Source organism: Planococcus chinensis (genome assembly GCF_042681545.1).
GTDB classification, from domain to species: Bacteria; Bacillota; Bacilli; order Bacillales_A; family Planococcaceae; genus Planococcus; species Planococcus chinensis.
Map to the genome: position 1 here is coordinate 110375 of NZ_JBHUFW010000011.1, position 13468 is coordinate 123842.

Genomic DNA, 13468 nt, shown 5'->3' on the forward strand with positions numbered 1-13468 from the left:
CGGCTGAAGCCGAGCCCACGGAAAGCGAAGTGGCCAGCCCGGTCGGGCTTATGCATCTCTATTAATTTAAATTAGACTTTGTCTACAGTCTGACGTGAAATCGGCTTGCCGATTTCACGTTTTTTATTTAGACGCCGCGTTTATTGCCCCAAACCAGGGTATGAAGCTGCGGGAGCACTTTGGCATCATTCATGATATGGGAGCGGACAGCCAGGCTAATCAGCCATTCGTAGCGCTCTAATAACGACGCAGTCAATAGGGCATCATCCGTTGTAGAGGTGTCGCTATTGCCCGTCTGCAAAAAGAACGGGACTGCCGGATAGCGCAGGTGGAGATCTTCTGCATATTTGAAATCTTCTTCGTCGAATATGACAACTTTCAATGTCGCGTTGGCCTCTGCCAAGTTTTCAATAAAGAAATCGAGTTTCGTAAAATCGGTCTGCATGCCGGAACTTGGGGGTTTCGGCGATAAGGTGATGTCATCGATTTCACGCATCCAGTCCTGCCAAAACGAACCTTGCGTTTCAACGCCGACTTTCCAGCCGTTTTCATGGCAAAGCTCGACCAATTGGCCGATGCCTTTATGGAGCGCCGGGTTTCCGCCGGAAATCGTGACGTGCGAAAAAGCGCCGCCGCCGATTGCTTTCAATTCTTCTATGATTTGTTCAGGCTTTTTCGAGACACTCGTGCCGGTGCCGTCCCAAGTGAATTTAGAATCGCACCAAGAGCAGGAATAATCGCATCCGGCTGTGCGCACGAACATCGTTTTCTGTCCCATGACCATGCCTTCGCCTTGGATCGTCGGGCCGAACACTTCCATTACCGGTATCTTCACTGGAGGTCCTCCTTGCGCGGGCGGTAGACGACGTAGCTGGTCGGTGTTTCGCGGACGATGATTTGAAGGCAGTCCGGCCGGTTGTCTGTCGCTTTCAGGAGCTCTTGGATGCTGTGCCAGATCTGCTCGGCCAGCAACTCGGTTGTCGGAAACTTGTTTTCAAATTCGGGATGGTTGTTCAGCACCGAATGGTCGTATTTCTTATGGATTGCCCGTTTGAGTTTTTTGAAGTCAATCAAAAATCCGGTTGCATCGAGTTCATCGCCGCCGATTGTCACATTGACGAAATAGGTGTGGCCGTGCATTTCCTGGCACTGGCCGGCGTCTGCACTCGGAATGAAATGCGCAGCTGAGAAGTTCAGGTCCTTGTTCAGCTCGAACCGGTAATCATGCGGGACGGAGGGGTAGAATTGCTGCATCATACGGGCTCACCTGCGGCTTTCCGTGTTTTATATTCGGCCAACCCTTCGTTGCGCAAAACGCACGCCGGGCATTCGCCGCAGCCTGTGCTTGGAATGCCGTTATAGCAGGTCAAAGTCTTCTCCTGCACAAAGTCCAATGCGCCAAGCTGATCGGAAAGGGCCCAGACTTGGGATTTATCCAGCCACATGAGCGGCGTGTGGATGATGAATTGCTTGTCCATCGCCAGATTCAATGTCACGTTCAGCGACCGGATAAACGTGTCCCGGCAATCGGGATAGCCGCTGAAATCGGTTTGGCTGACACCCGTTACCAGATGGCGGGCTCCGATGGCATCGGCATAGACTGCTGCAAACGACAGGAAAAGATGGTTTCTGCCGGGGACGAACGTTGAAGGCAGTTCGCCTTCTTTAGCGGAAACTTCGATGTCATCACGCGTCAGCGCGTTCGCTGATAATTGGTTGATCAAGGTCATGTCGAGCACTTTGAATGAAACGCCGAGTTCATCGGCGATTTTTTGTGCACATTGAATTTCAGCTGAATGGCGCTGCCCATAATCGAATGTCACAGTCGCTACTTCGCTGAAGTTCTCTATTGCCCAAAATAGGCAAGTTGTACTGTCTTGGCCGCCGCTGAAAACGACAACCGCTTTTTCCTTTTTCATATTGAACATCTCCTTAGTTTTTTAGAGAGGGAGTTTGCGAACCTCTTTTTTTCACAACATCGTTAATAATAACATAGGGCTGCATATAAATGGTACGGCTGTTTCATCCATGGCTAAAGGGAAAGCCGCGCTTTTGTCGAATCACTTACAGGAGTACATTATGGAAGGCTGGAAACGGAAGACATGGAAAAAGTGAAAAAAGCTCTGGGTGAAGTATGGGCAAAGCAGCCAGAAGGCCGAACGGTCATTGCAATCGACGGGCTTAGCCGCTCCGGCAAAACAACTTTATCAAAGAGTATAGCGGAATATTTGTCAGTACAGAATATACCTTACAAACTGTTCCATATCGATGACTTGATCGTCGAACGAATGCGACGGTACGGAACCGGGCGCGACGAATGGCAGGAATATTATTTTCTGCAATGGGAAATCGAAACCCTTCAAGAACAATTCTTCGGCAAATTGAAAACCGAAACGGAAATCAGTCTTGCTTTTTATGATAGCGGCTTGGATAGTCATGTCAGCAAGAAAATCCGGCTTCCGGCAGCCGGGATTGTCCTGATTGAAGGTGTATTTCTTCAACGACCGGAATGGCGGCGTTATTTTGACGCCGCCTTCTACTTGGATTGTCCCAAAGAGCAGCGGTTCGAGCGGGAATCCGAAGCAGCAAAGCGGAATAGTAGAAAGTTTGCCGACAGGTACTGGAAAGCGGAGCAGTATTATGAAGAAATCGTAAGGCCGAAAGAACGGGCGGATTGGGTTATTCAAAGCGGTCCAGAGATAGGAGAGACAACATGAGGATCAGCAGCAGGATTTGGATCGTTATAGCCGCGGGAATTGCCGCAATCATTGCATTAACCGTCTGGTATTTTTATTTTAAGGAAAATGGAGAAGGTGAAAACGGAAACACCGCTATGGGCGCCAGTGCAACTTACGAGATCGAACTTTCCCTAAATGAAAGGGATGAATTTCAGATCAGGACCGTCATCGAAGTGGCCAATGAAACGGAGAGGCCGTTCGATGACATCGGGTTCTACTTTGTGCCCAATGCCCTGAATTCCGATGAAACACCGGACTTGCCGCAGGAAGCTGCCGAAACGGCTATCAGCTCCATAAAGGTTGGAGATGAAGAGGTAGAGTACGAGCTTGAAAACAATGAGCTGCTGGTGGAACTCGCGGAGCCGCTTGAGCCTGGAGAGAAAGAAGCCATCCAAGTGCTCTATTCACTGGCACTTCCGGAAAACGGCATGCGGCTGTCCCAGGACGGCAACAATTTCTTTTTGGCCCAGTGGTACCCGATGCTTGCCCAGTTCGACAATGGCTGGGATATCGAACCGTTTGACATGGACGGCGAATCCTACCATACCGGATTTGGGGACTTCCGGATAGACTATCAATTGCCACGGGAGTATTTGGTCGCGAGTTCTGCCACGGACGGCGAAGTGAAGCCATCCGTTTCAGGGACGCTCGAGGGGGACCGCATCAAAGATTTCTATCTCGCGTTGATGGACCCGGAAGAGTGGATTCATGAAACGGTATCCGTTGAAGGAGCCGAGCTCCGCTTGTTCATGCCGGACGACCCGGAGCTTCTGGAGGAGTCGGCGGTCATGGCGGAAGCGGCTTACGTGTTTTTCGAAGAACGGATCGGGGACAATCCGTTCCCGGAACTCGATATCGTCGGAAATGACGGCTATATGGAATACCCGAACATCATTGAAGTTGCAACCACTTGGGAGGCTCTGGATTCCGTGCTGGTCCACGAAATCGCACACCAATGGTTTTATTACATCGTCGGCAATGATCCGTTTGAGGATGCATGGATTGACGAAAGCATCACGGAATTTGCCGCTTCGCTGTTCTTGTCGGATTATTACGGGGACGAAGAATACGGCTTCAGTTCTGCGGAGGCTGCAGCGAATGCATACCGCCAGGAAAAGTACGCCAATTTGCCGCTGGATGAATTCGCCGGCGCACAGTATTTATCGACAGTCTACGGAGCCGCACCGCTGACGCTCCGGAACTTTTTTGAGGAGCGGGGTGGCCAGGAAGAAGCGCTCCAATTCCTGTCTGCGTATTACAGGGAATTTCAATTCGACTACGTGAATACGGATAAATTCAAGCAGTTTTTCGAAGCGTATTTTGAAGGCGACCAAAGCGGATTTTTGGACAGCTGGCTTAAATAATCACGATGGCTTCTGTAATTTTTTTCAGTTGTTCCCGTCTAATGAGTAAAGGAAGGTGATCGGCATGCGGAAACAGAATGCAGTTGCTCTTCTCCTTTTCCTGCTGCTCGCCGGCTGTGGGAAAGAAGAACCCGGCACGATAGCCGGCAACGGAAGCGGCGAGCCGGATGTGGAGCAAGTGGTCAATACGCATGGCACCGTGGAGAATGCCGGCAGACTGGATGAATTCGTCTCTTCTGTGGAGCAGCGGAAAAACGATGCGGTGCAGGTAGTGAATTTTACGACAGAAGGCGATCCCATCTACCAGACGCTCGAGTTTGACGGCGAGGTGATCAAATTCACCCATGACAGTTCGAGGGACCAATTCGGCTCTGGCAGCATCACCGCAATGAATTGCGGGTCAATCTCCAAAAAGGAAACAGCCAGCACCGTGGACTATGTGCTGACAGGATGTGAACAAGGTGAGGCCTTCAATGTATTGGCCATCGAAAAATAGAGCCCGTTGAAGGAATGGAAAAAAGCTGCAGAAACCTGGCAATGCCAGGCGTTTCTGCAGCTTTTTCGTTTGATCGAAGTGTCCCTTTATAGGAAAGCTGGATTCAGGAAGGCGGAACAGAAACATTTGTGCAAATTTTTCTATATTCTTCCTGGTTATGCTGTTAATATATAGAAAAGATTAGAGAGAAAAGTTTAAGAACTACAGTATAAAGAACCTTTATCAATCAAATACTTTACTCGGAGGCATCATGAAAAGCATACGAAAATTTTTGATTTTATTCGTCGTTCTGGTTGCGCTTTCCATCATGAGTTTTTTGCTGATTTTCAATCAAGGCCTGATCGGTGGACTGATGCTCGCAGCAATGGCCGCTCTGTTCAGTGCGTTCTTGTTCGCTGCAGGCATTGCCGGCGTCCTGAAAGGGAAGCTGGATTTCTTCAGAATCCGGAATACATGGGAAGCGGTCGGCACCATTCTTTTCGCCGTCATTTTCTTCACGGTGATCAGTGTGGTGACCGTCGCCAATTCCTTTGTAGAATTCACCACAGGGGAAACCAACTTGGCGCATAATGAAAAGATGCGCTTGTTTGCGAGTACCATCTTCCAAGTGCCAGCCCAAAAAGAGCTGGTTTCCGAAGAGAAAAATGGCGTCACGTATTACGTGTTGGAAGAAAACAAACACGAAATCGAAAAGATGGAAGGGCTGCTCGCAGAACAGCGGGAAGAGCTGAACGCCTTTTTCGGAACGAAGGATTCCGGCGGGCTTGCAATCGAGTTCCATGAGGATTATGAGTCAATGGAGGAGTTGGCAGGCATCGAGGATGTATCCGCATTTTACAACACGCTCAATCGCACCATCCATCTGGTGCCGGATGATGCAGAATGGGAAACGATCTTAGTGCACGAGTATACCCATTACCAAAGCCATCTTTATGCCTTAGAAAACGGTTTGCCGATTTCGCATCTTCCCCATTGGTTTGAAGAAGGCATTGCCGAGTATTTTGCAGAAGCGGGCAGTTTTTGGTACGACCTGGAAACGATCAGGCTAGCCGATTTCCGCTCAATGGACGATCTGGAGGATTTTGATGCCTCAGGCACAGCGGAATTCGATCCTTACGCCCAGGCTTATCTTGCGGTAAAAGCGCTGGTGGATGACTACGGCGAAGAAGTGATTTTAGAGCTCATGGAATCTGAATCGGTACGGGCATTCTATGCGGCGTTCGAGGAGAAGACCGGCCAAAGCATTGAAGAGTTCCAAGAGACCTTCCTGGAAGAAATGATCGCCGAACAGAGAGAAATGAAGAAAACGTTCGACAGCCTTTATGCCGCTCTGGAAGCCAAGCAGGACACAGTTGCCGAAGGGCATTTACAGGCGATAGTAAACACAGGGGATGCGTATGACATTGACGAAGCGTACTGGATCATGGCGGATTTTTATCTGGAGCAGGAGCTTTATGGCAAAGCCGCGGAGCTGATGGATGCCAAAATCGCAAAAGGGGACGATCGTTTCCTCATCGATGATTTGCTGCTGTTGGCAGAAATCCATTTGATGGGCAATCCGAAAAAATCACTTGAACTGGCAGAACGGGCCGAGCAGGAAGCTCTCGCATCAGGGGATATGGACTACTACGATTTCGACAGTTTGATTGCGGCTTATCAAAAAATCAATTCAGCGAATGCAGCAGGCGGCTATAAAATGCTGTTCGAAGAAGAGCTGATCTATAATATTTATGTGATTGAAGATCTGGAAAGTAAACTTAAGAAAGAGTTTCCAGAGCAATTTTAAAATGAAAAAGAGGCCAGCCCGAGTAGGGCTGGCCTCTTTTGACATGCATGAGGTGCTATCAGCGTCGGCCGATATCATCTCCGACAGTTGTATCACCTTGTTGCTGCAATTGCGTCTTATCGCCGACAATCTGTTCGCTGCTTGTATCGGCGGCAGCTAGTTTGTCATCGATTTCATCTGTACGGACGACCAGGACGTCACATTTCGCTGACCGGACAATGTGTTCTGAGACACTGCCGATTAGGAAACGTTCCACTGCATTTAAACCGGTGGCGCCGCAGATGATCAGGTCTGCGTGGATGCGCTCAGCCAATTCACGGGAAATCAACGTTTTTGGAGAACCGTAATCGACGATGATATTCACTTTCTGTACGCCGCCGGCTTCCGCTTCCCGTTTATAGCCGCCGAGAAGGTCTTCAGCAAATTTCTGGGCACGATCCGCAATGGAACGGTCGTAAGCTTCGATTGCCGCAAAAGAGCGCGTATCGATGATATTGACCAGGTTCAATGTTGCATTGTTCCGTTCAGCAATCCCTACCGATTTTTTGAAAGCATATTCCGCTTCTTTTGATCCGTCTACTGCTACAAGAATTTGTGAATACTTCAACGTCATTTTACATTCCTCCTAAAGTCTTATGTATAAACCTTTCTTGAAACAAGATGCGAAATCCTTCTTTTCGGAACAATTATATTTTCAATTAACATGAAAATCCCTAAAATTTGAAACAACTTGGACATATCTGAAGAACAATATGGAAAGCGCAGAAGAAAGAAAATTCCGCATTCCCTGGAAAAAGCCGGAAAAAGGAAAAAGTCGAGCAGGAAATGGAGATATCTGATAGAATGGATTTGCTTTGAACATTTACATAACTTTAATTGGAGGGTTTTGCAATGCGTATTGGAGTACCGACGGAAGTCAAGAACAATGAAAACCGGGTAGCGATGACACCGGCTGGCGTAGTGAACCTATCACTTTATGGCCACGAAGTATTCATGCAAGCCGGAGCCGGCCTCGGATCCGGTTTCACAGATGAAGATTACAAAGCTGCAGGAGCTCAAATTGTCGAAACGGCAGAAGAAGCTTGGGCACAGGAAATGATCATGAAAGTGAAAGAACCGACTCCTGCTGAGTACGGCTATTTCCGTGAAGGCATGATCCTGTTCACGTATCTTCATTTGGCTCCGGAAGCTGAATTGACAAAAGCGCTGCTTGATTCAAAAGTGATCGGAATCGCATATGAAACGGTTCAACTTCCAAATAACACATTGCCTTTATTGACGCCGATGAGCGAAGTTGCAGGCAAGATGTCTACACAGATCGGCGCACAATTCCTTGAGAAAATTTACGGCGGCGGAGGCATTCTGCTCGGCGGAATTCCTGGCGTTTCCCGCGGTAAAGTAACAGTCATCGGCGGCGGTGTTGCCGGTACCAATGCTGCAAAAGTGGCAGTCGGAATGGGCGCATCTGTGACCATCCTCGACTTGAATCCGGATCGCCTGCGCCAGCTTGATGACCTGTTCGGATCAGACGTCCAAACTTTGATCTCCAACCCTCTTCATATTGCTGAATCAGTAAAAGAAGCGGATTTGGTAGTTGGTGCGGTCTTGATCCCGGGTGCTAAAGCTCCAAAACTCGTAACTGAAGACATGATCAAATCGATGAAACCGGGCTCTGTGGTTGTGGATATCGCAATCGACCAAGGCGGCATTTTTGAAACTAGCGACCGCATCACAACGCATGACAACCCGACTTACATCAAACATGACGTTGTGCATTATGCTGTTGCGAATATGCCTGGAGCTGTTCCGCGCACATCGACGATGGGCCTTACAAATGTAACGGTTCCATACGCAGTACAAATTGCAAACAAAGGATTTGAAAAAGCGATCCGTGAAAACGAAGCGCTGAAAAAAGGCGTCAACACGTTCCAAGGGCATGTCACGTACAAAGCCGTTGCGGACGACCAAGGACTCGAATACAAATCAGTCGACGAATTGTTGGCATAAGCAAAAAAGAAGGCAGCTACGGAATTTTTCCGGAGCTGCCTTTCGACTTGTTAAGTAAGAAATTGATTTTGTTTTTTGAAAATGGTAAACCGATAGATTCGCAGCTGTTTTGCTTCATATCTAAGAGAAGCTATTGAACCAAGAAGATTTTAGGTATCTCTCTCTTCTAAAAAGCCTTTCCAGCGCCGGCGCGTCGGTGGGCTAGGCGAAGATAGGAGACGAGTGGCCTTCTCGGCTCCTGGCGGGAGCCATGCCCAAAGCGGCCGAAGCGGTGTGAAAAAATCATTTCTATTTTGAACTCATCTCATAGAAAGTTTTTAGACAGCCTGAAAAGGGCAGCTCCAAAATCCGGAGCTGCCCCTTTTTTCTTTAATTATGGATGATCTGAAGTTCTTTCGGGTATTTCGTCAATACTTCTACGCCGTTTTCCGTCACCGCGACATCGTCTTCGATGCGCACGCCGACTTTGCCGGGTACATAAATGCCAGGTTCGATCGTAAACACCATGCCGGCTTCCATGGCCATATTGTTTGCCCCGTGAAGGGATGGGTATTCATGGACCGAAATGCCGAGTCCGTGGCCGAGGCGGTGGGTGAAGTACTCGCCGTATCCAGCGTCTTCAATCACACTCCGGCTTGCTGCATCGAGTTCTGCGGCAGTGACGCCGGGGCGTACAGCATTGACAGCGGCAAGTTCCGCTTCGAGCACGGTATTGTAAACCGCTTTTTGTTCTTCATTCGGCTCGCCGAACGCGAGCGTCCGGGTGATGTCGGAACAATAGCCTTTGTGGACGACGCCGAGATCGAACAGCACCAAATCGCCTTTCTGGATTTTCCGGTCGCCGGTTTTTCCGTGCGGCGAAGCGGCTTTGGGTCCGCTTAGCACAGTGGTGTCGAATGACATATGGGTGACCCCGCGCTTTTTCAAGGCCAGCTCGATTTCCGTCATCACTTCGATTTCCGTAATGCCTTCTTTCAATGTTCTGGCACCGACTTCAATGGCGTAATCCGCAAGTTCGGCAGCTTCCCGCAGGATTTGAAGTTCGTCTTCATCTTTGGTCACGCGCATCGCATTGATTTTATTATCCAGTGCGATAAACTCCGACGTGCTGAAAAGTCCCGACAGCGCCTCGAAGCGGTCGACTGTCATATGGGATTTTTCGATAGCCATCTTGCCGGATTTGCCCATGCGAGCCGACGCCGTGCGGTAAAGCATCTCCATCGAATCTTCTGTGTCAGCGTGGCCGACGATATCGCCTGCCCAACCGGCGCTCTTGGCATCCGGCATTTCCATTTTAGGACAGATGAGGAACGGCTCCGCTTCTTTGAAGACCATGACCCCTAGCAGCCGTTCATGTGGATTGCTTTTGAAACCGCTGACATAGAACACGTTATCCGGATTGGTGATGAACGCTGCTTCGATGTCGAATTCGTTTAAATAATTTTTCAATTGGGTGATTTTATTCATATGTATTCCTCCTCATATGTGTAGTCTAACAAATTTCGGGGTATAATACTGCTTGAAAACATTGCCAACAAACTTGGAGGGATTTCATGCAACTTTCATATCACGGACACTCAGTCGTCAAAATTCAGACAAACGGAAAAACAATTTTAATCGATCCGTTCATCACCGGCAACAGCTTGACCGATTTGATTGCAGAAGATGAAAAACCGGATGCCATCCTCTTGACGCACGCCCATAATGACCATGTCGGCGATACGGTGGAATTGGCGAAGAAGAAGAATGCCAAAGTCGTTGCTCCTGTTGAACTGGCCAATTACTTGGGAAGCCAGGGAGTCGATGCGGTCGGGATGAATATCGGAGGATCGTTCGACTTCGAGTTCGGTACAGTGAAGTATACGAAAGCATTTCATAGCTCGTCGTATACGACAGTCGGCGGCGATATCATCTACGGCGGCATGCCGACGGGGATCCTTTTTAAAGCGGAAGGTAAGACTGTCTACCATGCAGGTGATACTGGATTGTTCGGCGACATGGAGATAATCGGCAAACGGAATGACATCGATGTAGCGTTTGTGCCGATTGGCGACTTTTTCACGATGGGGCCGGAAGATGCTGCTTATGCGGTGGATCTGCTGAAACCGAAAACAGTAGTGCCGATCCATTATGATACGTTCCCTCCGATCAAGCAGGATCCGGAGAAATTCAAAAGCATGGTGAAGAGCGCGGACGTGAAGATTCTGAAACCAGGTGAATTGATCGAGTTATAAGAATGGAATCCAGTGAGCCCTGCTCTCTGGATTTTTTTATGGGCGAATCCCCTGGGATGCTATTGCTGAAGCCTGATTGCTGGTCCGTTTTTCTAGGGAATATGATACACTGAAGGGAAGAGCAAGCAGAAGGAAAAGGTGAGGGAATGGCAACAAAACACGAACAGATTCTGGATTATATCGAGACATTGCCGGTGGGCGAGAAAATTTCGGTCAGGCGCATTGCCAAAGAACTGCAGGTCAGTGAAGGCACTGCCTACCGCGCCATCAAGGAAGCGGAAACGCAGCGCCTGGTGTCAACCATCGAACGGGTCGGCACGATCCGCATCGAACGGAAGACCAAAGAAAACATCGAACGGCTGACGTATGCCGAAATCGTCAATATTGTTGACGGGCAAGTTCTTGGCGGACGTGCGGGCCTGCATAAATCACTGACGAAATTCGTCATCGGCGCGATGCAGCTTGATGACATGATGCGCTATACGGAAGCAGGCAATCTGCTCATCGTCGGCAACCGCAGCAAAGCGCATGAATATGCGCTGAAAGCGGGGGCTGCGGTATTGATCACGGGCGGCTTTGAAGCGTCGGACATCGTCAAGCGGCTGGCGGATGAAAACGAGCTGCCGGTCATTTCCACCAGCTACGACACGTTCACAGTGGCGACCATGATCAACCGGGCAATCTACGACCAGCTGATCAAGAAAGAGATCCTGCTGATTGAAGACATCCTGATCCCGCTTGAAGAGACACATCTTTTGCACGAAAAAGATCCGATCAGCCGCTACCACGAGAAAAATGCGGAAACCACCCATGGCGGGTTTCCAGTTGTTGATGAAAACGGGAAATTGACCGGCATCATCACATCGCGGGATGTCATCGGCCATGCACCGGGCGATTTGGTGGAAAAAGCGATGACGAAAGATCCCATCACGGTGACTAAACAGACAAGTGTTGCCGCTGCCGGACACCGGATGATCTGGGAAGGCATTGATTTGCTCCCGGTCACTGATGACGGCAACCGGCTGCGCGGCGTGATTAGCCGCCAGGACGTCCTGAAAGCGATCCAGACGGCGCAGCGCCAGCCGCAGCAAGGGGAAACAATCGACGACATCATCAAAAGCCAACTCCGCATGCCGTCAGCTGACAAGCTGTCGCTAGAGTTCCGGGTGACGCCTCAGATGACGAATGCTTATGGATCGATGTCGTACGGGGCTTATTCGACCATTTTGATTGAAGCGGCTATGGCCGCCCTAAAGACCAAGAACCGGAAAGACAGCGCCCTCGAAAATATTACGGTCTACTTCCTGAACCCTGTCCAGCTGGATTCGCTGGTCCACATCAAACCGGTGATCCTCGACATCAGCCGGAAATCGGCGAAAGTGGACGTGGAAGTTTCTCTCGACAACGAAATCGTCGGAAAGGCGCTTTTGACCTTCCAGCTTTTGGACCGATAAAGCCGGCAGGGAAATAAAAAAATCCCTCCATACGGAGAGATTTACTGGTTGATCCGAGTTTCTTCAGCGACAAACTGGTGGTAATGCTTCGCCGCTTTGTAGTTGGTGATCATCATGGCCAGGCCAAGGACGATAAAGATGCCGGCGATGATATAAGTGACGGCAGTCTGGAAGACGAACAATTGATTGATCCCGAAAAACAGGATGAATGCGCCGAGTGAGAATGAAGCGGTGGCGCCGTACCATTTTTTCCGGATCGGCAGCGTCGCACGGAATTGCTTTGTTTTATAATAAAAATAAAAAACAAATGATACAATGATCAATAATACGAAAACTAACATGAGGGACCTCCTGTTTTGCATAATTCCTTTCTATTGTACTGAGAATCGGGTGAAATTGCGAATGGATTTCCTTTGAACTGGGGGAACTTGAACATTGAACAGTCAAATCATCGACACAATTAAACAATTCGATACGATCATCATCCACCGCCATGTACGGCCCGATCCGGATGCCTACGGTTCACAGCTCGGCCTGAAATACCTCATCGAACAGAACTACCCGGAAAAGCGCGTCCTTGCTGCCGGCGAACATGATTTCACGCTGGATTTTCTGGGCTTTCCGGATACTGTCGAAGACAGTGATTTCGAAGGGGCGCTCGTCATTGTGACCGATACGGCGAATACGGAACGGATCGATGACCAGCGCTATATGAAGGGTGCGAAATTGATGAAAATCGATCATCACCCGAATGATGATGCGTACGGGGAAGTTTCCCTGGTCGATACTGCTGCAAGTTCCACTTCTGAGTTGATCTACGAATTGTTTGCATACGGGAAAAGCGAAGAAAGCTGGGAGCTTCCTGCAAAAGCGGCACGCCAGCTGTATGCCGGCATTATCGCAGATACCGGACGTTTCTTGTTTCCGAGCACCACGGAAAGAACATTCGACGCTGCCGGAGAACTGATCAAATACGATTTTGACCGCAATGCGCTGCACAACGGCCTTTACGAGATGGACCGCAGCCTTTTGCATCTTCAAGGATTCATTTACCAGAATTTCGTCATGGATGAAAGTGGCGCAGCCCATGTGAAAATTTCGATGGACATCCTGAAAGAGTTCGGCGTGACGGCAACGGAAACGTCGCTGCTGGTCGGATCGCTTGGCAATGTCAAAGGATTGAAGGCATGGGTCATATTCATCGAAGAAGAAACGGAAATCCGCGTCCGCCTCCGCTCAAAAGGGCCGGTCATCAATGGCCTGGCCAAGGAGTTCGGCGGCGGGGGCCATCCGATGGCCTCTGGCGCTACCGCTTATTCTTGGGAAGAGGCGGATAAAGTGATTGAACGGTTGAAAGAAATTTGTTCATCGTAAAAAAGGAGGAAATGT

Annotated in this window: 14 protein-coding genes and 1 riboswitch; of the genes, 8 read left to right on the forward strand and 6 right to left on the reverse strand. The window is 49.3% G+C overall.

The window, feature by feature from the left end; genetic code table 11:
* Positions 1-127: 127 nt before the first annotated feature.
* From queE to queC, 3 genes are read right to left on the reverse strand one after another with little or no spacing between them, the layout of a single operon-like run.
* Positions 128-820: a 7-carboxy-7-deazaguanine synthase QueE gene (queE, locus tag ACFSDB_RS13150; protein WP_204890676.1), complete on the reverse strand. Its 693-nt coding sequence runs from the start codon at positions 818-820 to the stop codon at positions 128-130.
* Between the two features lie 11 nt (positions 821-831).
* Positions 832-1257 (reverse strand): 6-carboxytetrahydropterin synthase QueD, encoded by a 426-nt coding sequence (queD, locus tag ACFSDB_RS13155; RefSeq protein ID WP_204890256.1) that lies wholly within the window; start codon positions 1255-1257, stop codon positions 832-834.
* Complete coding sequence (gene queC, locus ACFSDB_RS13160; RefSeq protein ID WP_204890257.1) at positions 1254-1919, reverse strand: 7-cyano-7-deazaguanine synthase QueC; 666 nt, start codon at positions 1917-1919, stop codon at positions 1254-1256. The genes queD and queC overlap by 4 nt, the downstream gene beginning before the upstream one ends.
* Positions 1920-1926: 7 nt before the next feature.
* A riboswitch (PreQ1 riboswitch) is annotated at positions 1927-1970 on the reverse strand.
* A 132-nt stretch (positions 1971-2102) separates the two neighbouring features.
* On the opposite strand from queC, the gene ACFSDB_RS13165 reads away from it, so the two are divergent.
* The 4 genes from ACFSDB_RS13165 (at position 2103) to ACFSDB_RS13180 (ending at position 6384) form a co-directional block, all read left to right on the forward strand.
* On the forward strand, positions 2103-2717 hold the full coding sequence (locus ACFSDB_RS13165; RefSeq protein ID WP_204890258.1) for a kinase: 615 nt from the start codon (positions 2103-2105) through the stop codon (positions 2715-2717).
* Positions 2714-4102, forward strand: coding sequence for a M1 family metallopeptidase (locus ACFSDB_RS13170; protein ID WP_204890259.1), 1389 nt, complete (start codon positions 2714-2716; stop codon positions 4100-4102). Before ACFSDB_RS13165 ends, ACFSDB_RS13170 begins: the two co-directional genes overlap by 4 nt.
* 64 nt (positions 4103-4166) lie before the next feature.
* Entirely contained in the window at positions 4167-4598 is a 432-nt protein-coding gene (locus tag ACFSDB_RS13175) for a DUF4362 domain-containing protein (protein ID WP_204890260.1), read from the forward strand.
* A 250-nt stretch (positions 4599-4848) separates the two neighbouring features.
* On the forward strand, positions 4849-6384 hold the full coding sequence (locus ACFSDB_RS13180) for a gluzincin family metallopeptidase (protein ID WP_204890261.1): 1536 nt from the start codon (positions 4849-4851) through the stop codon (positions 6382-6384).
* 58 nt (positions 6385-6442) lie between these two features.
* Here ACFSDB_RS13180 and ACFSDB_RS13185 read toward each other — a convergent pair whose 3' ends face one another.
* Entirely contained in the window at positions 6443-6997 is a 555-nt protein-coding gene (locus ACFSDB_RS13185; protein ID WP_204890262.1) for a universal stress protein, read from the reverse strand.
* Positions 6998-7275: 278 nt separating this feature from the next.
* Between ACFSDB_RS13185 and ald the strand changes: the two genes are divergently transcribed.
* The gene (gene ald, locus ACFSDB_RS13190; RefSeq protein WP_204890263.1) at positions 7276-8391 is read left to right on the forward strand and encodes an alanine dehydrogenase; all 1116 of its coding nucleotides are present in this window, start codon (positions 7276-7278) and stop codon (positions 8389-8391) included.
* Positions 8392-8760: 369 nt separating this feature from the next.
* Here the strand turns inward: ald and ACFSDB_RS13195 are convergent, their stop codons facing one another.
* The gene (locus tag ACFSDB_RS13195) at positions 8761-9858 is read right to left on the reverse strand and encodes a M24 family metallopeptidase (RefSeq protein WP_204890264.1); all 1098 of its coding nucleotides are present in this window, start codon (positions 9856-9858) and stop codon (positions 8761-8763) included.
* An 86-nt stretch (positions 9859-9944) separates the two neighbouring features.
* On the opposite strand from ACFSDB_RS13195, the gene ACFSDB_RS13200 reads away from it, so the two are divergent.
* Both ACFSDB_RS13200 and ACFSDB_RS13205 read left to right on the forward strand, forming a co-directional pair.
* Positions 9945-10625, forward strand: a complete 681-nt coding sequence (locus ACFSDB_RS13200) for a metal-dependent hydrolase (protein ID WP_204890265.1) — start codon at positions 9945-9947, stop codon at positions 10623-10625.
* Positions 10626-10771: 146 nt separating this feature from the next.
* Entirely contained in the window at positions 10772-12079 is a 1308-nt protein-coding gene (locus ACFSDB_RS13205; protein ID WP_204890266.1) for a DRTGG domain-containing protein, read from the forward strand.
* 41 nt (positions 12080-12120) lie between these two features.
* On the opposite strand, the gene ACFSDB_RS13210 is transcribed toward ACFSDB_RS13205, so the two are convergent.
* Positions 12121-12420 (reverse strand): YtpI family protein, encoded by a 300-nt coding sequence (locus ACFSDB_RS13210; RefSeq protein WP_204890267.1) that lies wholly within the window; start codon positions 12418-12420, stop codon positions 12121-12123.
* A gap of 94 nt (positions 12421-12514) precedes the next feature.
* On the opposite strand from ACFSDB_RS13210, the gene ACFSDB_RS13215 reads away from it, so the two are divergent.
* Positions 12515-13453 (forward strand): DHH family phosphoesterase, encoded by a 939-nt coding sequence (locus ACFSDB_RS13215; RefSeq protein WP_204890268.1) that lies wholly within the window; start codon positions 12515-12517, stop codon positions 13451-13453.
* Positions 13454-13468: the final 15 nt, after the last annotated feature.